Below are 22174 nucleotides of genomic sequence, written 5' to 3' on the forward strand. Positions count from 1 at the left end.
TACGGCAGCCTTATTCGGCAGCCGGCTCTTCGACGGCAACGGCAGCAGGAGCAGCAGCCGCTTCTGTCGGTGCGTTCGCTTCCTTGATGGAGAGACGCACACGGCCCTGACGGTCCACTTCCAGTACCTTCACCTTCACCACGTCACCGATTTTCAGGAAGTCGGCCACGTTCTGCACGCGGGCATCGGTGATCTGGGAGATGTGCACCAGACCGTCTTTACCCGGCAGGATGTTGACGAAGGCGCCGAAGTCAGCCAGGCGCACGACCTTGCCTTCGTAGATGCGGTTCACTTCGATCTCGGCGGTGATGGCCTCGATGCGGCGGATCGCTTCCATGGCGGCTTCGTTGGCCACGGCGGAGATGCGAACGGTACCGTCATCATCCAGCTCGATGTTGGTGCCGGTCTCTTCGGTCAGGGCACGGATCACGGAACCACCCTTGCCGATCACGTCCTTGATCTTCTCAGGATTGATCTTGATGGTGTGGATGCGCGGTGCGAAATCGGAGATCTGGGCACGGGGAGCCTGGATAGCTTCGTCCATCACCTTCAGGATGTGCAGACGAGCGCCACGAGCTTGCTTCAGCGCAATCTCCATGATCTCTTTGGTGATGCCTTCGATCTTGATGTCCATCTGCAGCGCGGTCACACCTTCGCTGGTACCGGCTACCTTGAAGTCCATGTCGCCCAGGTGATCTTCGTCACCCAGGATGTCGGACAGCACGACGAAACCTTCTTCTTCCTTCACCAGACCCATGGCGATACCGGCAACGGAGGCCTTGATCGGCACACCGGCATCCATCAGCGCCAGGGAGGAACCACAGACAGACGCCATGGAGGAGGAACCGTTGGATTCGGTGATTTCAGAGACTACGCGCACCACGTACGGGAACTCGGCGGCGCTCGGCATCACGGCAGCAACGCCGCGCTTGGCCAGACGACCGTGACCGATTTCACGACGCTTCGGGCTGCCCATCATGCCGGTCTCGCCGACGCAGTAGGGCGGGAAGTTGTAGTGCAGCATGAAGCGATCGGCGCGGTTGCCGGTCAGCTCGTCGATGTTCTGGGCGTCACGCTCGGTACCCAGAGTGGCCACCACAATGGCTTGGGTTTCACCACGGGTGAACAGGGCAGAACCGTGGGCACGGGGCAGGATGCCGGTACCGACGGAGAGGGCGCGGATCATTTCCGGATCGCGACCGTCGATACGCGGCTCACCACGTACGACGCGACCACGGACGATGCGGCTCTCCAGGCTGTGGAACTCTTCGCCGATCTTCTTGGCATCTTCTTCCACGCCGGATGCGATGACTTGCTCGACCACGCGGCCCTTGATGGCAGCGATGGTTTCGTAACGAACAGCCTTCTCGGTGATACGGTAGGCTTCACCCAGTTCAGCTGTGGCCAGTTCGGCAACTTTGGCTTTCAGCGCTTCGTTGACGGCAGGCGGGGTCCAGTCCCAGGGCTTGGTACCGACGTCGGCAGCGAATTCATTGATGGCGTTGATCACGGTCTGCATCTGCTCGTGACCGTAGACCACGGCGCCCAGCATCACCTCTTCGGAGAGGATGGCCGCTTCGGATTCCACCATCAGCACCGCATTGGCAGTACCGGCAACCACCAGATCCAGATCGCTCTGGGGCAGTTCGGTGGTGGTCGGGTTCAGCACGTACTGGCCGTTCATGTAACCCACGCGGGCTGCACCGATCGGGCCGCCGAACGGGATGCCGGAGATGGCCAGGGCCGCGGAGGCACCGATCATGGCAACGATGTCGGGAGAAACGGCCGGGTTCACGGACATGACGGTGGCAACCACCTGAACCTCATTGAGGAAGCCTTCCGGGAACAGCGGACGGATGGGACGGTCGATCAGACGGGAGATGAGGGTCTCACCCTCGCTCGGACGGCCTTCACGACGGAAGAAACCACCCGGGATACGACCAGCAGCATAGGTACGCTCCTGATAGTTGACGGTCAGCGGGAAGAAATCACGGCCGTGATCGGCCTCTTTCTTGCCAACGACAGTCACGAAGACACAGGTATCGTCCATGCTGACCATAACGGCCGCAGTGGCTTGACGGGCCATCACACCGGTTTCCAGTGTGACGGTGTGTTGACCGTACTGGAATGACTTTACAATAGGATTCACGTGAATTTCCTTTTAACAATTTGGCGCTTTAAATTCGCGTGCAAGTATACTTGATTCGCATCAAAAGGTAAGCGCGGACGTCAATTCTGTGAGGCAGGCAACGGCCTGCATCCTGTTTGAAACGGGCAATAAAAAAGGGGAACCTCGCGGTTCCCCTTTTTTGCGAAATCTGATGGTCGATTAACGACGCAGACCCAGCTTGGCGATCAGAGCAGCGTAACGCTGAACGTCTTTACGCTTCAGGTAGTCCAGCAGCTTACGACGCTGGGAAACCATGCGCAGCAGACCGCGACGACCGTGGTGATCCTTGGCGTGCTCCTTGAAGTGACCTTGCAGATGGTTGATCTGGGCAGTCAGCAGGGCAACTTGCACTTCGGGGGAACCGGTGTCGTTGGCGCCACGAGCGTTGTCGGCAACGATTTGAGCTTTGATCTCAGCATTTAGAGACATGGTATTACTCCAGTAGAGTGTTTAAAGGTTCACAGCCAATCTCTAATTCAGCCGTGAAATGAGGGCGGTATCATAATCGTCCCCGCCCCTTTTCGCAACGGGAAAGACGCGTGACAGACCGATACCGCCTGAGGATCACTCCTCGTCGTGGTAGCGAACAAGACGCTTGGGCGCCACGCGCCCCTCGTCATCGATCTCGCCAACCCCGATGAATTCGCGCTCCGGGCCAACCGTCATGCGGACCTGGCCGCTTTGGGGGCTACCTGCCACCTGCACGGCCTGACCCTGGTTCACATAGGCGGCCACGGCGACCAGCATGTTCACCTCGGGCAGAGAGGCCACGGCGGTGTCCATCGGCAGCAACAGGGGATCCAGCTGCTCCCGTGGCGGAATGCTTTCGGCCTTGGCCTGCTCGAAGATACACTCGAGCTGCTCCAGGGTCAGCATCCGCTCGTAGGGGTAGCTCGCCACCTGGGTGCGACGCAGCTGGGTGACGTGAGCGCCACAGCCCAGCACTTCCCCCAGATCGTCCACCAGGGAACGGATATAGGTACCCTTGCTGCAATGCACTTCCAGCTTCACCTCGTTCCCCTCGAAGCCGAGCAGCTTGAGTTCGAAGATGGTGATGGGACGGGCTTCCCGCTCGATCTCGATCCCTTCACGGGCATATTCGTAGAGCGGACGGCCGTTGTGCTTGAGGGCGGAGTACATGGACGGCACCTGCATGATGGGGCCGCGGAACTGGTCCAGCGCCTCGATCAGGGTACCCACGGCCACGTTCACCGGACGGGTGGAGACCACCTCGCCGTCGGAGTCGCTGGTATTGGTGCGCTCGCCCAGCTTGGCGGTCACCTCATAGCGCTTGTCCGCTTCCAGCAGATACTGGGAGAACTTGGTGGCCTCCCCGAGGCAGATCGGCAACATGCCGGTGGCCAGGGGGTCCAGGGCGCCGGTATGGCCAGCCTTGGCGGCGTTGTAGATCCGCTTGACCTTCTGCAACACATCGTTGGAAGTCAGGCCGGTCGGTTTGTCCAGCAGCAGGATGCCGTGTACGTCACGGCCTTTGAAACGACGTCTACGAGACATCTCAGGCGTTATCCTCAGTCGTGTCATCCGGTGCGGATTGCTCTTCGTCACGACCGGCTTCAGTCATGCGACGCTTGTCTTCACGCACAGTGTTGGTCACCAGGTTGGAGAGGCGCATCCCCTCGACCAGGGTCTGGTCGTAGTAGAAACGCAGCTCGGGCACCACCCGCAGACGCATGGCGCTACCCAGCAGGCTGCGGATGTAACCGGCAGCCTCGGTCAGGCCCTTGAGCCCTTCCTTGATGCGCTCGGCGTCATTCTCCAGTTGCAAGAAGGTGACATAAACCTTGGCATAGTTGAGGTCCTTGGAGACCTCCACGTCGGAGACGGTCACCATGCCGATGCGCGGGTCTTTCACCTCGCGCTGCAGGATCAGCGCGATTTCACGCTGGATCTGCTGTCCGACCCGACGGGTCCGGCTGAATTCTCTGGCCATATTCTATCCTGCGATAAAAGGGGGCCGCGGCCCCCTATTTTGTCTAACTCTCGGCTTACAGAGTCCGTTGGATTTCAACGGTCTCGTACACCTCGATCTGGTCGCCTTCGCGCACGTCGTTGTAGTTCTTGACCGCGATACCACACTCGTAGCCGTTGCGAACTTCGTTGACGTCATCCTTGAAGCGGCGCAGGGATTCCAGCTCGCCTTCATAGATAACCACGTTGTCACGCAGAACGCGAATGCGGTTGGAACGCTTGACCACACCTTCGGTGACCATACAGCCAGCAACGGCGCCGAACTTCGGCGACTTGAAGACGCTACGCACTTCAGCCAGACCGATGATCTCCTGACGATACTCAGGAGCCAGCTTGCCGCTCATGGCCTGCTTCACTTCGTCGATCAGGTCATAGATGACGGAGTAGTAACGCAGATCCAGGCTCTCGGATTCGATGACCTTGCGCGCAGAAGCGTCGGCACGGACGTTGAAGCCCACCAGGATGGCGCTGGAAGCCGCGGCCAGGGTCGCGTCGGTTTCGGTGATGCCACCTACGCCGGAACCCACGATCTTCACCTTCACTTCGTCGGTGGAGAGTTTGACCAGGGCATCGCAGATCGCTTCCACAGAGCCTTGTACATCGGCCTTGATCACCACGTTCACTTCGGACACTTCGCCCTCGGTCATGTTGGCAAACATGTTTTCCAGCTTGGCCTTCTGCTGGCGGGCCAGCTTGACTTCGCGGAACTTGCCCTGACGGTAGAGCGCCACTTCACGGGCTTTCTTCTCGTCACGCACGACCGTGGCTTCGTCACCGGCAGAGGGAACGCCGGACAGACCCAGAATTTCCACTGGCAGAGAGGGACCTGCTTCCTTGATCTCGCGACCCAGTTCGTCACGCATGGCGCGCACCCGGCCGTACTCAAGACCACACAGAACGATGTCGCCCTGACGCAGAGTACCTTCCTGTACCAGCACGGTGGCAACCGGACCACGACCTTTATCCAGGAAGGATTCGATCACGACGCCGTTGGCCATGCCGTCAACCACCGCTTTCAGCTCCAGGACTTCAGCCTGGATCAGGATGGCTTCCAGCAGGTCGTCGATGCCTTCGCCAGACTTGGCGGAGACGTGCACGAACTGGCAATCGCCACCCCAGTCTTCGGACATGACGTTGTAACGGGCCAGCTCGGTCTTGACGCGATCCGGATCCGCTTCAGGCTTGTCGATCTTGTTCACCGCAACAACCAGCGGCACACCGGCCGCCTTGGCGTGCTGGATAGCTTCGATGGTTTGCGGCATCACGCCGTCGTCAGCTGCAACAACCAGAACAACGATGTCGGTCGCCTTGGCACCACGAGCACGCATGGAGGTAAACGCCGCGTGACCCGGGGTATCCAGGAAGGTGATCATCCCGCTGTCGGTCTGGACGTGGTACGCACCGATGTGCTGGGTAATGCCACCGGCTTCGCCCGCCGCGACCTTGGCTTTACGGATGTAGTCCAGCAGCGAGGTCTTGCCGTGGTCGACGTGACCCATGATGGTCACGACCGGCGCACGCGGCTTGGCTTCGGAGGTCTCGTCACGATCGGACAGTACCGCCTCTTCCAGCTCGTTCTCACGGCGCAGCACTACCTTGTGACCCATCTCCTCGGCGACCAGCTGAGCGGTCTCCTGGTCGATCACCTGGTTGATGGTGGCCATGGCACCCATCTTCATCATCACCTTGATGACTTCAACGCCCTTGACGGCCATCTTGTTGGCGAGCTCCGCCACTGTGATGGTCTCGCCGATGACGACGTCACGGTTGACCACGGCAGCCGGCTTGTTGAAGCCGTGTTTCATGGCGTTCGGCATGGCCATCTTGCCACGCTTGCCTTTGCGGGCACGCGGATCGCGGGAGTTGCGGTCATTGCGGTCGTCTTCGCGACGGCCGACTTTCTTCGGCGCCTTGGCAGCGGCAGCCGTGCGACGGCTGGTCTCTTCCTTACGATCCAACTCATCTTCGGCCGCTTGCGCGTGCTTGTTGGTGGTCAGATGGTAATCGCTGCTCTCTTTGGCGCGAGCCGCTTCTTCTTCAGCCCAGCGGGCCGCATTCTGTTCCGCCATGATGCGAGCCTCTTCGGCTTTCTTCGCGGCGAGTTCTTCAGCTTTTTGCAAAGCTGTCTGTTCCTGTTGGCGCTTCAGTTCTTCTGCTTCGCGCTTGGCCATCTTTTCTGCCTCTTGCTGAGCTGTGCTACCGGCTGCTTTGGCGGGCTGTTGAGCCTGTCGAGCCTTCTGTTGTGCCTCGATCCGCGCCTTTTCCTCAGCTTCACGACGAGCCTGCTCAGCCTCACGGCGAGCCTTCTCTTCAGCGTCGAGGCGGGCCTTCTCTTCGGCCTCGCGACGAGCTTTTTCTTCTGCTTCCAAACGCGCTGTTTCCTCGGCTTCCGCCTGGCGCTGTTCATCTTCCAGCGCCGAGCGTCTTACATAGGTGCGAGACTTGCGCACTTCTACCTGCACTTCCTTGTTCTTGCCACCAGTCCCCTGAACACTCAGAGTGCTCTTGGTCTTGCGCTGCAAGGTCATGCGAGCAGGTGCGGTGACCTCGTCACCTCCATGCTGTTTCTTCAGATGTGCCAGCAGAGTCTGTTTCTCAGACTCGCTGACCATGTCGTCGGCCTTGCTCTTCACGATGCCGGCATCGACAAACTGCTGGAGAAGACGATCAACCGGCGTGTCGATGTCAGTGGCAAGTTGCTTAACTGATACTTCTGCCATTCATTTTCCTCCGTTTGACCTTATTCAGACTGCTCTTCTCCGAACCAACAGATATTGCGAGCAGCCATAATGAGCTCACCAGCCTTCTCGGCGGTCAACTCTTCGATGTCGGCAAGGTCATCGATACCTTGCTCTGCCAAATCTTCCAGGGTGCCGACACCGCGAGCGGCCAGGGCATAGGCCATTTCACGGCCGAGGCCGGAGAGATTGAGCAGTTCTTCGGAAGGCTCGACGCCTTCAAAGGATTCTTCTTTGGCCAGGGCCTTGGTGGTCAGGGCATCCTTGGCACGCTTGCGCAGCTCTTCGACCATGTCTTCATCCAGACCGTCGATGGCCAGCAGCTCGTTGACCGGGACGAAGGCGATCTCTTCCAGAGTGGAGAAGCCCTCTTCCATCAGCAGGCCGGCGAAATCGTCGTCGATATCGAGGGTGCTGGTGAACAGCGTCAGGATGCGGTCGTTCTCGGCCTGGTGCTTGGCACGCATGTCCTCGACGGTCATCACGTTCAGTTCCCAACCGGTCAGCTGGGAGGCCAGACGCACGTTCTGACCGTTGCGGCCGATGGCCTGGGCCAGGTTGGCGGCTTCCACGGCGATGTCCATGGTGTGGTTGTCTTCATCAACGATGATGGAAGCCACATCGGCTGGCGCCATGGCGTTGATCACGTATTGGGCCGGGTTGTCATCGTACAGCACGATGTCGGCACGCTCACCGCTCAGCTCGGCGGAGACGGCCTGAACGCGGGCACCACGCATGCCGATACAGGCACCGATCGGGTCGATACGACGATCGTTGGTCTTGACCGCGATCTTGGCGCGGGAACCCGGATCACGGGCGGCGCCCATGATTTCGATCATCTCTTCGCCGATTTCCGGCACTTCGATGCGGAACAGCTCTTTCAGGAAGTCCGGGCTGGAGCGGCTGACGAACAGCTGGGAACCACGGGCTTCCGGACGCACGGCGTAGAGCAGGCCACGGATACGGTCGCCGGGACGGAAGGTCTCACGGGGCAGCATGTCGTCACGGAAGATCACGGCTTCGGCATTGCTGCCCAGATCCAGGATCACGTTGTCGCGGTTGCTCTTCTTGACCACGCCGCTGATGATGGTGCCTTCCTTGTCCTTGAACTGGTCAACGACCTGGGAACGCTCGGCCTCGCGCACTTTCTGCACGATGACCTGCTTGGCGGTCTGGGTGGTGATACGGTCGAAGGTCACAGAGTCAATCTGGTCTTCAACATAGTCGCCGATCTGGATATCCGGCTGCTCGATCTGAGCGGCTTCGAGAGTGATTTCCCCGTACGGGTTCTCCATGGAAGCCTGATCGGCCACCACGACCCAACGGCGATAGGTGTCATAGTCACCGGTCTTGCGATCGATCTCGACACGCACTTCAATCTCGCCTTCGTATTTTTTCTTGGTCGCAGTCGCCAGCGCAGTCTCCAGAGCCTGGAAAATCTTCTCGCGGGGGACAGCCTTCTCGTTGGACACAGCGTCAACGACCAGCAAAATCTCTTTATTCATATCCGATAGCCTCGTTAACCAAAGTTCGGCACTATGTTCGCTTTTTGGATATTGGTGAAAGCCAACACCTCGTCCTTACCATCTACCGTCAGAGTGATCATGTCCCCCTGCACGGCTTTGATTACGCCTTTGAACTTGCGGCGGTTGTTTGTTGCCATCCGAAGCGTTACCGCCGCCTCCTGGCCAACGTATTTTTCGAACTGGGCGACCTTGAACAGTGGACGATCCAGACCCGGGGAAGACACCTCAAGGTAGTACTCCTCGGTGATGGGATCTTCGACATCCATGATGGCGCCGACCTGGCGGCTCACCTCGGCACAGTCTTCCACCGTCACGCCTTGCTCCGAGTCGATGAAAACGCGCAAGGTCGAGTGCTTACCCGCACGGATAAACTCGATACCCCACAGTTCAAAACCCAAGGCAACGACCGGAGCCTCGAGCAGATCGGTCAAACGTTGTTCCAACGTAGCCAAAGTCACCCTCCGAAAAACGAAAAAAGGGCATATAGCCCAGATAGAAATAGATTCAGAGTAAATTGCACATAACAAAAAGCCCCGATGTCAAATCGGGGCTTGGCGCTTTACCCTGATTGTCGCCTCGCAGCGACCGCCTTCCTGAGCGTAGGAAATGCGTGAAATTTGGTTGCGGGGGCCGGATTTGAACCGACGACCTTCGGGTTATGAGCCCGACGAGCTACCATGCTGCTCCACCCCGCGTCCGAAATCGTGCGAGATTATAGCCACTTCACTCTCGTGAGACAAGACTCAGCGGCTATAACATCCCGGTTACCCGGGTTCACTGCTTAATTGGTGCCGTGGGCGGGACTCGAACCCGCACACCCTAGAGCACTACCCCCTCAAGATAGCGTGTCTACCAATTCCACCACCACGGCAAAACTCTTATTCGGGAACGTCAGTATCTTTCTTGACTGGCGCTTTGCTCTGCTCAACTTGTTGAGTCTGTTGCAGATTTTCCCATTCACTACCCTGTTTGACCTTGTTGCTGGACATGGAACCCAGAACCAGACTAATCAAGAAAAACAGAGTAGCCAAAATTGCTGTTGTGCGGGTCAGGAAACTGCCTGAACCACCGGAGCCGAATACAGTATTCGATGCCCCTGCGCCGAAGGAGGCGCCCATATCAGCCCCTTTACCTTGCTGAATCATCACCAGACCAATCAGAGCCAGCGATACCAGCAGATAAACGACCAAAAGAATCTCGTACATTTAACTTGCACCCTTTGCCGCTTCAACTATTCCTAAAAACGCCTCGCAATCAAGACTTGCCCTGCCTATCAGACCGCCATCAATATCGGGCTGCGCAAACAAATCTTGTGCATTGGCCGGTGTCACGCTCCCACCATAGATGATTCTTACTTTCTCACCTATTACCGGAGTATCCTCCGCCAAGCGACTGCGAATAAAGGAATGAACCTCTTGTGCCTGCTCGGGTGTGGCGCATTTACCTGTACCTACAGCCCAGATTGGCTCGTAGGCGATGATAGCATTATCGAAAGCCATCGCGCCATTTTTCTCTATGACGATGTCCAGTTCCTCGGCAATCACCTCAAAGGTTCTTCTTGCCTGCCTCGCCGCGCCTGACTCACCCAGACAAAGTATGGGTATCAGACCTGCTGCTCTGACTGCAGCAAACTTCTCTGCGACGATAAAACTGGTCTCACCAAAGAGACGCCTGCGCTCGGAGTGGCCAACAAGTACATATCGGCAACCTGCCTCAACCAGCATCTCACACGAGATTTCACCCGTATAAGCGCCCTGTCTGTGCTGGCTCACGTTCTGAGCCCCTAGCTTCACTCTTCCCTGCTCACCGAGCAGTTCGGCTGTGAAACCGAGATGCACATGGGATGGACACAAGACCACATCTACGTCTTCATCAATGCGCTCTGTGCACTGACTCGTAAACTGCTCTAACTGCGACCTACTACCGTGTAACTTCCAGTTGGCTGCTACAAACGGCTTGCGATGTCCCATCGGCAACTCCCTTGCGAAAGCGGGGCTGATAATATCCAGAGGATGCTCAGCTGACAAGTGCTATTTTCAAATTTTCGAATCGTTTGAACAAGATACAACCAAGGCGACTAAAAAGCCGCCTTGGTTGTTCATTAAAACGCCGATTCGACCTGTTTGGCGATGCGCTCTGCCATATCGCGCACCTGCTGTTCGTGTTCACCTTCGACCATGACCCGGATCAGGGGCTCGGTGCCGGATTTGCGCAGCAGCACCCGGCCACGGCCGGCCAGTTCCTGCTCCACTGCCGCCACTTCCTGCTGAACGGCACTGGAGGTCAGCGGATCCTTGCCTTCGGCGAAGCGCACATTGACCAGCACTTGCGGGAACTTGCTCATGCCCGAACGCAATTTGGCCAGCGGCATCTCGGCACTGCGCATGGCCGTCAGCACCTGCAGAGCGGCGACGATACCATCCCCCGTGGTGGTCTGATCCAGGCAGATGATGTGACCGGAGTTTTCGCCCCCGATGCGCCAGCCCTTCTCGTTCATCATCTCAAGCACGTAGCGGTCACCCACCTTGGCACGGGCAAAGGGGATGCCCAGGGTCTGAAGCGCCAGCTCCAGCCCCATGTTGGCCATCAGGGTGCCCACCACACCGCCCTTGAGGCGGCCATGGCGCAGGGCATCCCGGGCGATGATGTAGAGGATCTCATCCCCGTCGATGATGTAACCAGTGCTGTCCACCATCACCAGACGGTCGCCGTCACCGTCGAAGGCGACGCCGAGATCTGCCTTGCATTCCTGGACCTTGGCGGCCAGCGCCTCCGGTGCGGTGGAACCGACACCGTCATTGATGTTGAGCCCATCCGGGCTGCAGCCGATGGCGATGACTTCGGCACCCAGCTCGCGGAAGACGGAAGGGGCGATGTGGTAGGTGGCACCATGACCGCAATCCACCACCATTTTCAGCCCTTCCAGGCTCAGATTGGAGGGGAAGGTGCTCTTGCAGAATTCTATGTAGCGACCAGCCGCATCATCGATGCGCTGCGCCTTGCCAAGCTCCGCGGACTCCACGCACTTGAGTTCGTTGTCGAGCTCGGCTTCGATGGCCAGCTCGACATCATCGGGCAGCTTGGTGCCGTCGGCGGAGAAGAACTTGATGCCGTTGTCGTAATAGGGGTTGTGGGATGCACTGATGACGATGCCGGCTTCGGCACGGAAGGTGCGAGTCAGGTAGGCAACCGCCGGGGTGGGCATGGGTCCCATCAATATGGCTTTGAGACCGGCGGCGGAGAGCCCCGCCTCTAGTGCCGACTCCAGCATGTAACCGGAGATACGGGTATCCTTGCCGATCAGCACCTTCTTGGTCCCTTTCTTGGAGAGCACCTTGCCGGCGGCCCAGCCCAGTTTCATGACGAAATCTGGGGTGATCGGGTATTCACCCACCTTGCCGCGCACGCCGTCGGTGCCGAAGTACTTTCTGGTCATTGTCTGTTTCTCGTTTTTCTATTTGGATATGAAATCTTGTCCCGTCATGGTCATCCAGCCTGTACGCAAGACATCCATGGTGGCCCGCACGTCGTGCACCCGGATGATCCTGGCGCCATGTTGCAACCCGATCAGGGCACAGGCCAGACTACCAGCCAACCGCTCGGCTACCGGGCGGTCAAGCAGGTTGCCTATCATAGACTTTCGTGACATGCCCACCAAGAGCGGAAGTTGGTAATCGAGCAGTGACGCCTGCTGTGCCAGCAGCTGATAGTTGTGCGCCAGCGTCTTGCCAAAGCCATAGCCTGGATCCAGTACCAGATGCTCACGCGGGATACCGGCCCCCAGACAAGCGGCAATCCGCTCGTCAAAGAAGGCTCTCACCTCCCCCAGCAAATCGTCATAGTGCGGCTCCACCTGCATGGTACGGGGCTGCCCCTGCATGTGCATGAGGCATACCGGTACGCCAGCCTCGGCCGCCGCGCCCAGCGCTCCCGGCTCTTGCAGAGCGCGGACATCATTGATGAGGTGACCACCTGCAGCACAACCCTCCCGCATGACAATCGCCTTGGAGGTATCGAGGGAGATCATCACATCCAGCTCGGCGACCATGCGCTCCACCACGGGGATGACCCTGTCCAGCTCCTCCTGCTCGCTCACGTCGGGGGCGCCCGGGCGGGTCGACTCGCCACCTATATCGATAAGGGTGGCCCCATCGGCCACCATGTCGCGGGCATGACCCAACGCCAGATCGATCTGCTTGAAGCGGCCACCATCTGAAAAGGAGTCCGGCGTCACATTGAGAATGCCCATGACATGGGGACGGTCGAGAGAAAGGGGACGTCCCTTGCTGATTAACTGCATTGCTTCAACTACCTCCAACAAGAGCGGCAAACTCTTCGTGCAAAGAAAAACCCCGGGCAAGCCCGGGGTTTGTATCATGACAACTTATTTGGCCGGGACATCGTTCGCCTTGTCGATGTCACTCAGAGGTGCACTGCCCTCTTCAGCCGGCGCCTTGGCCTCCGGCCCGTTGTTCACGCTGGCACCACCTTGCGGGGTGTCACCGTGCTCATCATGCCAGTTGCTGGGAGCACGGACCTCGCGACGCGCCATCAGATCATCGATCTGCTTGGCATCGATGGTCTCGTACTTCATCAATGCATCTTTCATGGTGTGCAGCACATCCATGTTGTCCAGCAGGATCTGCTTGGCACGATCGTAGTTGCGATCGATGACCTGCTTGACCTCGGCATCGATGATGCGGGCGGTATCGTCAGACATGTGCTTGGCCTTGGCCATGCTACGGCCGAGGAAGACTTCACCGTCCTCTTCTGCGTAAAGCATGGGGCCGAGACGCTCGGACATGCCCCACTGGGTCACCATCTTGCGGGCGATGTCGGTGGCACGTTCGATGTCGTTGGATGCACCGGTCGATACCTTCTCGGCACCGTAGATCAGCTCTTCCGCCAGACGACCGCCATACAGGCTGGAGATCATGGACTCCAGATGCTGCTTGGAGTGGCTCCAGCGGTCCTGTTCCGGCAGGTACATGGTCACACCCAGCGCACGGCCGCGCGGAATGATGGAGACCTTGTAGACAGGGTCATGATCCGGCACCACGCGACCAATGATGGCGTGACCCGCTTCATGATAGGCCGTCATCTCCTTCTCGGACTCTTTCATCACCATGGAGCGACGTTCCGCCCCCATCATGATCTTGTCCTTCGCCTTTTCGAACTCCAGCATGGAGACCACTCGGCGGCTCTCGCGAGCAGAGAAGAGGGCAGCCTCGTTCACCAGGTTGGCCAGATCGGCACCGGAGAAACCAGGGGTACCACGGGCAATCAGCGCCGGATTGACGTCATCCGCCAGCGGTACCTTGCGCATGTGCACTTTCAGGATCTGCTCACGACCGCGAACATCCGGCAAGCCGACCACGACCTGGCGGTCGAAACGACCTGGACGCAGCAGAGCAGGATCCAGTACGTCGGGACGGTTGGTGGCGGCGATGACGATGATGCCCTCATTGCCTTCAAAACCATCCATTTCAACCAGCATCTGGTTCAGGGTCTGCTCACGTTCGTCGTGACCACCACCCAGACCGGCGCCACGCTGGCGACCGACCGCATCGATCTCATCAATGAAGATGATGCAGGGGGAGGATTTCTTGGCCTGTTCGAACATGTCACGTACCCGGGAGGCACCGACACCCACGAACATTTCCACGAAGTCCGAACCTGAAATGGTGAAGAACGGCACCTTGGCCTCGCCTGCAATGGCTTTGGCCAGCAGGGTCTTACCGGTACCGGGAGGACCTACCAACAGGACGCCGGTCGGGATCTTGCCACCCAGCTTCTGGAATTTGGTCGGGTCACGCAGATAGTCGACCAGCTCCTTGACCTCTTCCTTTGCCTCGTCACAACCAGCTACGTCGGCGAAGGTAGTCTTGATCTGATCTTCGCTCATCAGGCGAGCCTTGCTCTTGCCAAACGACATGGCACCCTTGCCGCCGCCGCCCTGCATCTGACGCATGAAGAAGACCCAGACACCGATCAGCAACAGCATCGGGAACCAGGAGATGAAGATGGACGTGATCAGAGATGGTTCTTCCGGCTTCTCACCCATCACTTTGACGTTATGGTTGAGCATGTCGTTGAGCAGTTGGGGATCCGGCGCAGGAATGATGGTGGTGAAACGTTCACCGGTGCGCTTGACGCCATTGATGACCTTGCCATCCATCCGCACTTCACGGATCTGCTCCTGGGTCACTTCTTTCACGAAGCTGGAATAGTCCAGCTGGCGACTGGTGGTATCGCTGGGGCTGAAGCTATTGAACACCGACATCAGCACGACGGCGATGACCAGCCACAGGATTAGGTTTTTCGCCATGTCACTCAAATCAATGACCTCGCAGACTGACAGTTAACGATGAGGGTTAGGGTACTACAGTTTAAAACCGGTAGCCACAATGTAGACTTCTCGTGAACGGGCACGGGACGAGTCTGGTTTTCGAATCTTGACGACAGAGAAAAGTCTACGTATTTCATTGAGATAGGCATCAAACCCTTCCCCCTGGAACACCTTGACTACAAAACTGCCATTACTGCTTAGGACCTGATTGCACATGTCCAGCGCCAGTTCCACCAGGTACATGGCACGGGCTTGATCCACCTGCTGGGTACCGCTCATGTTGGGCGCCATGTCGGACATGACGACATCCACCTTGTCGGGGCCGACTCGCTCCAGCAAGGCGCCGAGTACAGTTTCCTCCCGAAAGTCCCCTTGCAGGAAATCGACACCGGCAATGGAATCCATCGGCAAAATATCACACGCAATGACGCGCCCCTTGTCACCGACCTGGTCGATGGCAAATTGGGACCAGCCACCGGGAGCAGCCCCCAGGTCCACTACCGTCATCCCCGGCTTGAGCAGCCGGTCTTTGCCCTGGATCTCGTCGATCTTGAAAACGGCGCGAGAGCGCAGTCCCAACTTCTGGGCTTTCTTGACGTATTGGTCGTCGAAATGTTCTTTTAACCAGCGGGTTGAACTGGGGGAACGTTTTTTCTGGGTCATGATTGTCGACTTTAAAAAACCACAAGGGTTATTAGTATTAAGGGCTAAGTGGGGGTAGAATACGCCCCTTTCAACCCTGACTTATGAAGAAATTGCCATGATTCTCAACAATAAACAGAAACAGTACCTCAAGGGCCTGGCCCACAGTCTGAAGCCGGTCGTCCTGCTGGGACAACACGGTCTGACCGAAGGGGTGCTGGCCGAGATCGATCTGGCCCTGAACCACCACGAGCTGATCAAGGTTAAGGTTGCGTCTGAAGATCGTGAGATGAAACAGCTGGTGATGGATGCCATCGTTCGCGAGACCGGCGCCATCAAGGTACAGAGCATGGGCCATGTACTGACCATCTACCGTCAGGCCAAAGAGCCCAAGATCCAGTTGCCACGCAAGTAACAGGAAAGAGCATTCGCTCTTTCCTTCATTTCCCTTCTTCCCAAGTCGCTTGCCAAAATAGTTGCCAGGCCCTTAACCTGCGATGAATAGCCGTGGACACCCACTATGGACAAGCATCAGCTCCTCACCGATGAAGAACTGGCCATGCTGCGGGACCTGGGAAACGATGAAGACATTGCCACCAGCCAATACCTGCGCGGCACCCTGCCCCTTCCTCTCCAAAGCCTGTTGCAGCGAGCCAAGCCTCTGACACTCGAAGCCCGCATCGCCGGCTACCAATTGCGTTTCCCGCTCCACTGCACCCAGGCAGAGGAGGGCCACGCCGAGCTGCGCATCGCCGCGCCGACCATTACCGAGCTGGGTTCGCCCCATCTGCGCGCCTGGCGACTCGACGAAAAGGCCGTGCTCTGCACCGAAGACGCGGAGTACGAGGTATACAGCCTCTCCCTTGGCGGTCTCATCGTGGCCGGCTTGCCGGACTCCTCTGCCAAGGGAGATCCACTTGGCGGATACCTTCGCATCGAGGATCTCCCTCCCCTGGCCATGACAGGCACCCTCGTCAGGCACGTGGATGCCAATCAACATTACCATGACTGGGCCGTCCAGTTCCGGCTGGGCAAGGAGGATCAGGAACAATTGCGGGACTGGCTCTTCCAGCGCCACCAGGACGCCTTCGTCCAGGCCTATCAGGGTGACTAAAGACAACAGGGGAGCCCGGCTCCCCTGTCTCTTTCCCCGACGTTCAATCAGAGATAGGCAACTTCCAGGATCTCGTACTCCACATCACCACCCGGCGTCTTGACGATGGCAACGTCATCCACTTCCTTGCCGATCAGGGCGCGGGCAATGGGGGAGTTCACGGAGATCATGTTCTGCTTGATGTCCGCCTCGTCGTCTCCCACGATGCGGTAGACCACTTCCTCTTCCGTTTCACTTTTGAGCAGGGTCACGGTTGCGCCGAAGATGACGCGGCCATTGTTGGCAATCTTGGTGACATCGATAATCTGGGCATTGGAGAGCTTGCCTTCGATTTCCTGAATGCGGCCTTCACAGAAACCCTGCTGCTCGCGGGCGGCATGGTATTCGGCATTTTCTTTCAGATCGCCATGTTCACGGGCATCAGCAATCGCTTCGATAATCTGGGGACGCAGCTCGGTCTTGAGATAATCGAGCTCTTGACGCAGCTTTTCAGCGCCGCGAACAGTCATCGGAGTATGATTCATAGTCGAAACCTGGGTTGCTTTATAAAGAGAAGCTGCGGCAATCAAAAGAGAGCCGCAGCTGTCGGTTCGGATGGGGCATCTTAATATGAAGCCGCCACAAAATCCATGTCAGCCCCTGCGAGCGGGATCCCGCTTTGGGCCAGCGTTACTTGGATTCCGAGACGCCAAGCGGAGCCGACACCGTCGGTTTGCCCTGCATGATGGCGATCTCGACACGTCGGTTCATGCGCCGATTCTCCGGGCTATTGTTGGGCACCAGCGGCTGGGAATCCGCCATCCCTTGCACCACCAGACGATTGCCGTCAAAACCGGGCACCTTGATCATCTGGTGGGCAACCGCCACCGCCCGCTGGGATGAAAGCTCCCAGTTGGACTGGAACAACTCGTCCTCGGTGGCCACATTGTCGGTGTGGCCGGAGACGGTGATCTCCCCCGGCACATCCTTGAGCAGCGCAGCCACCTTGCGGATCACCGGCCAGAACTGGGGTTGCAGGAAGGCGGATCCCGCCGGGAACGCCGCTTTCTCACGAATGCGAATGATGATCTGCTGACCCAGCGCCTCTATCTCGATGGCCCCATCCTGGATCTGGGCCTGCATCTGCTCCGCCAGTGCCTTGGCCAGGGTGTTGGACTGTTCCTGCGCCTTCTGGGCCTCCTGGGCGGTATCGCCGCCGCTCTGCTGACCTTCGGTCTTGTCATGTCCACCCGCCTTGTCCGCATCCCCTGGCTGGAAATCCAGCTCGGTCTGGGTCATGTCGATGGTCTGCTGCATGATGGTGTCAATAGGCGTCGGCTCGGGGCGACCAGGACGAAACTCCTGGGCGATGACCGAGGTTCCCTTGGGGATATCCTTGACCTCCAGGATGTTCTGCACCCCGAACGCCTTCTCCATGGAACCGGCGATCTGCTTGAACTTCTGCACATCCATCTCGGCAAAGGAGAGCAAGAGCACGAAGAAGCACATCAGCAGAGACATGAGATCCGCGAAGGTTCCCATGTAACCGGGCAATCCGGGAGGCGGGCACTTGCACTTTGCCATCTGTGCGCTCCTATTCGGTCCCGTTGTTGCGTTTGGACTGATTCAGGTAGTTCTGCAACATGGCCTGGATCACCCTCGGGTTCTGTCCATCCTGGATCCCCATGATGGCGTCGAGGATCAGGGTCCGGCTCAACTGTTCCTCGCCGCTACGCAGTTCCAGCTTGTCAGCGATGGGGATGGCAATCATGTTGGCCTCGATGGCGCCATACAGGGTCGTCAGCAAGGCCACCGCCATGGCCGGACCGATGGATTTGGGGTCGCTCATGTTGGCCAGCATGGCCACCAACCCCACCAGGGTACCGATCATGCCCATGGCCGGACCGAGATCCCCCAGGGAGCGGAACACCTTGATGGCCGTGGCGTGACGCTCGGACGTCAGTTCGATGTCCTTCTCCATCACCGCACGCACCACGTCGGCATCATGGCCGTCCACCAGCATGTCGATGCCCTTCTTCATGAAGGTATTGGGGATCTCCGCCGCCTCCAGGGCCAGAAAGCCCCCCTTGCGGGCCGCATCCGCCAGTTCCACCGCCTTGGTGATGAGATCGTCGAGCTTGTCCCCCTTGTACATGAAGGCCTTGCCCGCGACCTTGAAGGCCATCAGAAACTGACCGAGGTTGAATTTCATCATGCAGATGAACACGGACCCCAGTATGGTGATGTAGACCGATGGCATGTCCACATACATGCTCATGGGGCCGCCCAGCAACATGCCGTATACCACGACCCCGAACCCCAGCACTAAGCCTATCAGACTCCCTAAATCCACATCCCTACTCCTGTCGCCGAACGTGCCGTCTCATTATATTGCGTTGAATTTTCTGCTATTGCGCCCCCGGCAGCAAGCCCGGTACACCGCAATCGCCGATCGGCAATGCGTGGTTGCATGCCCGTTCTTATCGGCCAGGGTCAGGATAGTTTGAGGACGCCGCGTTTTTCTGCCTCCCCCCTGTGGCCGGTCGATGTTAAGATGAGCCGTTTTTTTCAATCCCCGAGGATGGACATGGCCAGTAAAAAAATCGACCGTCTGAGTTTTGATGCCACCCTGGAAGAGCTGGAAACCATAGTGCATCAACTCGAACAGGGCTCGCTCCCCCTCGAGGAGGCACTCAAACAATTCGAACAGGGCATCCATCTGGTGCGCGCCGGCCAGCAGAAGCTGGAACAGGCCGAGCAGAAGATCCAGATCCTCCTGACCCAGGCCGATGGCAGCGAGCAAGCGGTCCCCTTTCGAGCAGAACAAGGAGAGGAGTGAGTGACCCTGGACGATTTCTCCCGCCTGCATCGGCGCCGCATCGACGATTGCCTCTCGGCACAGCTTGACGCCCTGCCCGCCATGGCGCCACGTTTGCGGGACGCGATGAAATACGGCCTGCTGCTCGGTGGAAAACGGGTGCGCCCCTTCCTGGTCTATGCCGTCGGCGAGATGCTGGGCGTCAAGAGCGAACTGCTGGATGGCCCCGCCGCCGCCGTGGAGTGCATTCACGCATACTCCCTCCTGCACGACGACCTGCCCGCCATGGATGACGACGACCTGCGTCGTGGTCAGCCCACCGTACACAAGGCCTTCGATGAAGGCACAGCCATCCTGGCGGGCGATGCCCTGCAGACCCTGGCGTTTTCCATTCTGGCCGACCACCCCATGCCCGATACATTGATGGCCAACCGGGTGCGGATGCTGAGTGCCCTGGCCCGCGCGTCCGGCTATCTCGGCATGTGCGGCGGTCAGGCACTGGATCTGGACGCCGAAGGGCGCCGGATCAGCCTCGCCGAGCTGGAGCAGGTGCACCGCCACAAGACCGGGGCCCTCATCGAGTGCGCCGTGACGCTCGGCGCCCTGTGCAAGGCTGACGTGGAACCCGCCACCCTCACCGCCCTGCAAGCCTATGCCGCCGCCATCGGACTCGCCTTCCAGGTGCAGGACGACATCCTCGACATCACGGGCGATACTGCCACCCTGGGCAAGCCGCAAGGCTCGGATCTGGCGCTGGAAAAGAGTACCTATCCGGCCCTGCTCGGACTCGACAATGCCCGTGAGCTGGCTCGCGAACTGCATGACAAGGCCTTAACAGCCCTGCAATCCTTGCCCTACAATACCGACATTCTGGAAGCGTTTGCCGATTACATCATCGAGCGAACCCACTAAACGCTGGATAACAGTAACAATATGAGCGTTGATATTAGCGATTTCCCCAACCTGGCCCTCGCAGACACGCCGGTCGATTTGCGATCCCTCCCCTTCGAGCGGCTGCCCGTGGTGTGCAACGAGCTGCGCGAGTATCTGCTGCGCTCGGTGAGCCGCTCCAGCGGCCACTTCGCCTCCGGCCTTGGCACCGTCGAGCTGACGGTTGCCCTGCACTATGTCTACAACACCCCCTTCGATCGGCTGGTGTGGGACGTAGGCCACCAGGCCTATCCCCACAAGATCCTGACCGGACGACGGGAACGCATTCACACCATTCGCCAGAAAGATGGCCTGCACCCCTTCCCCTGGCGGGAAGAGAGCGAGTACGACGTGCTCAGCGTGGGCCACTCCAGCACCTCCATCGGGGCAGCGCTCGGTATGGCGGTGGCGGCCGAGAGCGAAGGGCTTGGCCGCAAGGTGGTCGCGGTCATCGGTGATGGCGCCATCACCGCCGGCATGGCCTTCGAGGCCCTCAATCACGCCGGCGACGTCCACAAGGACATGCTGGTGGTGCTCAACGACAACGAGATGTCCATCTCCGAGAACGTGGGGGCCCTGAACAATCACCTCGCCAGGCTGATGTCCGGCAAGCTCTACACCACCATTCGCGAGGGGGGCAAGAAGGTGCTGGCGGGTCTGCCGCCGGTCAAGGAGCTCGCTAAGCGGGCCGAGGAGCACCTCAAGGGCATGGTGGTACCCGGCACCCTGTTCGAGGAGTTCGGCTTCAACTACATTGGCCCCATCGACGGTCACGACATCCATGCCCTGGTCGAAACCCTGCGCAACATGCGCAACCTCAAGGGTCCCCAGCTGCTGCACGTCAAGACCAAGAAGGGCAAGGGGTACGAGCCGGCGGAAAAAGATCCCATCGGTTATCACGCCGTCCCCAAATTCAACCCGGATGACTGTGCCCTGCCCAAGAGCGCCGGTGGCAAACCCACCTTCTCCGCCATCTTCGGTCAGTGGCTGTGCGATATCGCCGCCAAGGACGAGCGCGTGGTCGGTATCACCCCCGCCATGCGCGAAGGCTCCGGTCTGGTGAAATTCAGCCAGCAATATCCGGATCGCTACTTCGACGTGGCCATCGCCGAGCAACATGCGGTCACCTTCGCCGCCGGTCTCGCCATCGCCGACCAGAAACCCGTGGTCGCCATCTATTCGAGCTTCCTGCAGCGGGCCTATGACCAGCTTATCCACGACGTGGCGCTGCAGAACCTGCCGGTGCTCTTCGCCATCGACCGGGCCGGTCTGGTGGGGGCCGACGGCCCGACCCATCAGGGGGCGTTCGACATCAGCTTCCTGCGTACCGTGCCCAACATGGTGGTGATGACCCCGTCCGACGAGAACGAGTGCCGCCAGATGCTCTACACCGGCTATCTGTGCAACGGGCCAGCGGCGGTGCGCTACCCCCGTGGCAGCGGCACCGGTATCCAGGCCGAGAGTGAGATGCAGGCCCTGCCCCTCGGCAAGGGACGTGTCGTTCGCGAGGGCAAGGGGACCGCCATCCTGGCGTTCGGCACCCTGCTGCAACAGGCCAGAGCAGCCGCCGAGGCGCTGGATGCCACCCTGGTGGACATGCGCTTCGTCAAACCCATGGACGAGGCGCTGGTGCTCTCTCTGGCCGCCTCCCACGATCAGTTCGTCACCCTTGAGGACAACGCCATCATGGGCGGTGCAGGCTCTGCGGTGAACGAGCTGCTGATGGGCTGCAAGCAGTGCAAACCGGTGCTCAACCTCGGCCTGCCGGACCGCTTCATCGAGCAGGGCACCCAGGATGAGATCTACGCCCTGCTGGGGCTGGACAGCGTGGGCATTCAGACCCGCATCGAGAGCTGGCTGCAGGCCTGACAAGGGTTATCGCAAGCAATAAAAAAGGGCGCCTGATGGCGCCCTTTTTT

At 59.0% G+C, this 22174-nt stretch carries 21 protein-coding genes and 2 tRNA genes; 5 read left to right on the forward strand and 18 right to left on the reverse strand.

Annotated elements, in window-relative coordinates; translation table 11 throughout:
• Nucleotides 1-10 precede the first annotated feature (10 nt).
• The 15 genes from pnp to rlmE form a co-directional block, all read right to left on the reverse strand.
• On the reverse strand, nucleotides 11-2149 hold the full coding sequence (pnp, locus tag C3418_RS02225) for a polyribonucleotide nucleotidyltransferase (RefSeq protein ID WP_029314766.1): 2139 nt from the start codon (nucleotides 2147-2149) through the stop codon (nucleotides 11-13).
• Between the two features lie 180 nt (nucleotides 2150-2329).
• Nucleotides 2330-2599 carry a 30S ribosomal protein S15 gene (gene rpsO, locus C3418_RS02230; RefSeq protein ID WP_010675364.1) on the reverse strand — a complete coding sequence of 90 codons (270 nt, stop codon included), beginning with the start codon at nucleotides 2597-2599 and terminating at the stop codon, nucleotides 2330-2332.
• Between the two features lie 135 nt (nucleotides 2600-2734).
• The gene (gene truB / locus C3418_RS02235; protein WP_041215670.1) at nucleotides 2735-3685 is read right to left on the reverse strand and encodes a tRNA pseudouridine(55) synthase TruB; all 951 of its coding nucleotides are present in this window, start codon (nucleotides 3683-3685) and stop codon (nucleotides 2735-2737) included.
• Between the two features lies 1 nt (nucleotide 3686).
• The gene (gene rbfA, locus C3418_RS02240; protein WP_010675366.1) at nucleotides 3687-4121 is read right to left on the reverse strand and encodes a 30S ribosome-binding factor RbfA; all 435 of its coding nucleotides are present in this window, start codon (nucleotides 4119-4121) and stop codon (nucleotides 3687-3689) included.
• Between the two features lie 55 nt (nucleotides 4122-4176).
• Nucleotides 4177-6879 carry a translation initiation factor IF-2 gene (infB, locus tag C3418_RS02245; protein ID WP_043153231.1) on the reverse strand — a complete coding sequence of 901 codons (2703 nt, stop codon included), beginning with the start codon at nucleotides 6877-6879 and terminating at the stop codon, nucleotides 4177-4179.
• Between the two features lie 20 nt (nucleotides 6880-6899).
• The gene (nusA, locus tag C3418_RS02250; RefSeq protein ID WP_039040286.1) at nucleotides 6900-8402 is read right to left on the reverse strand and encodes a transcription termination factor NusA; all 1503 of its coding nucleotides are present in this window, start codon (nucleotides 8400-8402) and stop codon (nucleotides 6900-6902) included.
• 14 nt (nucleotides 8403-8416) lie between these two features.
• Nucleotides 8417-8875 (reverse strand): ribosome maturation factor RimP, encoded by a 459-nt coding sequence (rimP, locus tag C3418_RS02255; protein ID WP_010675370.1) that lies wholly within the window; start codon nucleotides 8873-8875, stop codon nucleotides 8417-8419.
• A gap of 166 nt (nucleotides 8876-9041) precedes the next feature.
• A tRNA-Met gene (locus C3418_RS02260) sits at nucleotides 9042-9118 on the reverse strand.
• Between the two features lie 91 nt (nucleotides 9119-9209).
• Nucleotides 9210-9294 (reverse strand) — tRNA-Leu (locus tag C3418_RS02265).
• Between the two features lie 7 nt (nucleotides 9295-9301).
• Nucleotides 9302-9628 carry a preprotein translocase subunit SecG gene (gene secG / locus C3418_RS02270; RefSeq protein WP_010633113.1) on the reverse strand — a complete coding sequence of 109 codons (327 nt, stop codon included), beginning with the start codon at nucleotides 9626-9628 and terminating at the stop codon, nucleotides 9302-9304.
• Nucleotides 9629-10393, reverse strand: a complete 765-nt coding sequence (tpiA, locus tag C3418_RS02275) for a triose-phosphate isomerase (RefSeq protein WP_103857876.1) — start codon at nucleotides 10391-10393, stop codon at nucleotides 9629-9631.
• A 131-nt stretch (nucleotides 10394-10524) separates the two neighbouring features.
• Entirely contained in the window at nucleotides 10525-11859 is a 1335-nt protein-coding gene (glmM, locus tag C3418_RS02280) for a phosphoglucosamine mutase (RefSeq protein ID WP_039040289.1), read from the reverse strand.
• A gap of 18 nt (nucleotides 11860-11877) precedes the next feature.
• Entirely contained in the window at nucleotides 11878-12723 is an 846-nt protein-coding gene (gene folP / locus C3418_RS02285; protein ID WP_029314768.1) for a dihydropteroate synthase, read from the reverse strand.
• An 84-nt stretch (nucleotides 12724-12807) separates the two neighbouring features.
• Nucleotides 12808-14760 (reverse strand): ATP-dependent zinc metalloprotease FtsH, encoded by a 1953-nt coding sequence (gene ftsH / locus C3418_RS02290; protein WP_041212504.1) that lies wholly within the window; start codon nucleotides 14758-14760, stop codon nucleotides 12808-12810.
• Nucleotides 14761-14805: 45 nt separating this feature from the next.
• Complete coding sequence (gene rlmE / locus C3418_RS02295; RefSeq protein WP_010675375.1) at nucleotides 14806-15435, reverse strand: 23S rRNA (uridine(2552)-2'-O)-methyltransferase RlmE; 630 nt, start codon at nucleotides 15433-15435, stop codon at nucleotides 14806-14808.
• Between the two features lie 97 nt (nucleotides 15436-15532).
• Between rlmE and yhbY the strand changes: the two genes are divergently transcribed.
• Nucleotides 15533-15829 (forward strand): ribosome assembly RNA-binding protein YhbY, encoded by a 297-nt coding sequence (gene yhbY, locus C3418_RS02300; protein ID WP_010675376.1) that lies wholly within the window; start codon nucleotides 15533-15535, stop codon nucleotides 15827-15829.
• A 105-nt stretch (nucleotides 15830-15934) separates the two neighbouring features.
• Nucleotides 15935-16528 (forward strand): PilZ domain-containing protein, encoded by a 594-nt coding sequence (locus C3418_RS02305; protein ID WP_043153235.1) that lies wholly within the window; start codon nucleotides 15935-15937, stop codon nucleotides 16526-16528.
• 47 nt (nucleotides 16529-16575) lie between these two features.
• Here the strand turns inward: C3418_RS02305 and greA are convergent, their stop codons facing one another.
• From greA to pomA, 3 genes are all read right to left on the reverse strand, one after another.
• Entirely contained in the window at nucleotides 16576-17052 is a 477-nt protein-coding gene (gene greA, locus C3418_RS02310) for a transcription elongation factor GreA (RefSeq protein WP_010675378.1), read from the reverse strand.
• A 145-nt stretch (nucleotides 17053-17197) separates the two neighbouring features.
• Nucleotides 17198-18091, reverse strand: a complete 894-nt coding sequence (locus C3418_RS02315) for a flagellar motor protein MotB (RefSeq protein WP_042878323.1) — start codon at nucleotides 18089-18091, stop codon at nucleotides 17198-17200.
• A 10-nt stretch (nucleotides 18092-18101) separates the two neighbouring features.
• A complete protein-coding gene (gene pomA, locus C3418_RS02320) occupies nucleotides 18102-18860 on the reverse strand; it encodes a flagellar motor protein PomA (RefSeq protein ID WP_029314770.1) in 759 nt (252 codons plus the stop codon).
• Nucleotides 18861-19094: 234 nt separating this feature from the next.
• On the opposite strand from pomA, the gene xseB reads away from it, so the two are divergent.
• The 3 genes from xseB to dxs are packed head-to-tail and all read left to right on the forward strand — an operon-like array spanning nucleotide 19095 to nucleotide 22124.
• Nucleotides 19095-19346 (forward strand): exodeoxyribonuclease VII small subunit, encoded by a 252-nt coding sequence (gene xseB / locus C3418_RS02325; RefSeq protein ID WP_010675381.1) that lies wholly within the window; start codon nucleotides 19095-19097, stop codon nucleotides 19344-19346.
• The gene (gene ispA, locus C3418_RS02330) at nucleotides 19347-20237 is read left to right on the forward strand and encodes a (2E,6E)-farnesyl diphosphate synthase (protein WP_052815975.1); all 891 of its coding nucleotides are present in this window, start codon (nucleotides 19347-19349) and stop codon (nucleotides 20235-20237) included.
• A 21-nt stretch (nucleotides 20238-20258) separates the two neighbouring features.
• Nucleotides 20259-22124: a 1-deoxy-D-xylulose-5-phosphate synthase gene (gene dxs, locus C3418_RS02335; protein ID WP_043153238.1), complete on the forward strand. Its 1866-nt coding sequence runs from the start codon at nucleotides 20259-20261 to the stop codon at nucleotides 22122-22124.
• Nucleotides 22125-22174: the final 50 nt, after the last annotated feature.

Origin of the sequence: Aeromonas sp. ASNIH8, from assembly GCF_002919855.1 — a bacterium.
GTDB classification, from domain to species: domain Bacteria; phylum Pseudomonadota; class Gammaproteobacteria; order Enterobacterales; family Aeromonadaceae; genus Aeromonas; species Aeromonas caviae.

What these genes read in the sequence shown, in the direction of transcription:
- yhbY (WP_010675376.1), top strand. Translation starts at nt 15,533, where the DNA reads ATGATTCTCAACAATAAACAGAAACAGTACCTCAAGGGCCTGGCCCAC.
- rpsO (WP_010675364.1), bottom strand. Translation starts at nt 2,599, where the DNA reads ATGTCTCTAAATGCTGAGATCAAAGCTCAAATCGTTGCCGACAACGCT.
- xseB (WP_010675381.1), top strand. Translation starts at nt 19,095, where the DNA reads ATGGCCAGTAAAAAAATCGACCGTCTGAGTTTTGATGCCACCCTGGAA.
- C3418_RS02305 (WP_043153235.1), top strand. Translation starts at nt 15,935, where the DNA reads ATGGACAAGCATCAGCTCCTCACCGATGAAGAACTGGCCATGCTGCGG.
- folP (WP_029314768.1), bottom strand. Translation starts at nt 12,723, where the DNA reads ATGCAGTTAATCAGCAAGGGACGTCCCCTTTCTCTCGACCGTCCCCAT.
- greA (WP_010675378.1), bottom strand. Translation starts at nt 17,052, where the DNA reads ATGAATCATACTCCGATGACTGTTCGCGGCGCTGAAAAGCTGCGTCAA.
- rlmE (WP_010675375.1), bottom strand. Translation starts at nt 15,435, where the DNA reads ATGACCCAGAAAAAACGTTCCCCCAGTTCAACCCGCTGGTTAAAAGAA.
- rbfA (WP_010675366.1), bottom strand. Translation starts at nt 4,121, where the DNA reads ATGGCCAGAGAATTCAGCCGGACCCGTCGGGTCGGACAGCAGATCCAG.
- tpiA (WP_103857876.1), bottom strand. Translation starts at nt 10,393, where the DNA reads ATGGGACATCGCAAGCCGTTTGTAGCAGCCAACTGGAAGTTACACGGT.
- infB (WP_043153231.1), bottom strand. Translation starts at nt 6,879, where the DNA reads ATGGCAGAAGTATCAGTTAAGCAACTTGCCACTGACATCGACACGCCG.
- glmM (WP_039040289.1), bottom strand. Translation starts at nt 11,859, where the DNA reads ATGACCAGAAAGTACTTCGGCACCGACGGCGTGCGCGGCAAGGTGGGT.
- C3418_RS02315 (WP_042878323.1), bottom strand. Translation starts at nt 18,091, where the DNA reads ATGGCAAAGTGCAAGTGCCCGCCTCCCGGATTGCCCGGTTACATGGGA.
- truB (WP_041215670.1), bottom strand. Translation starts at nt 3,685, where the DNA reads ATGTCTCGTAGACGTCGTTTCAAAGGCCGTGACGTACACGGCATCCTG.
- nusA (WP_039040286.1), bottom strand. Translation starts at nt 8,402, where the DNA reads ATGAATAAAGAGATTTTGCTGGTCGTTGACGCTGTGTCCAACGAGAAG.
- dxs (WP_043153238.1), top strand. Translation starts at nt 20,259, where the DNA reads ATGAGCGTTGATATTAGCGATTTCCCCAACCTGGCCCTCGCAGACACG.
- secG (WP_010633113.1), bottom strand. Translation starts at nt 9,628, where the DNA reads ATGTACGAGATTCTTTTGGTCGTTTATCTGCTGGTATCGCTGGCTCTG.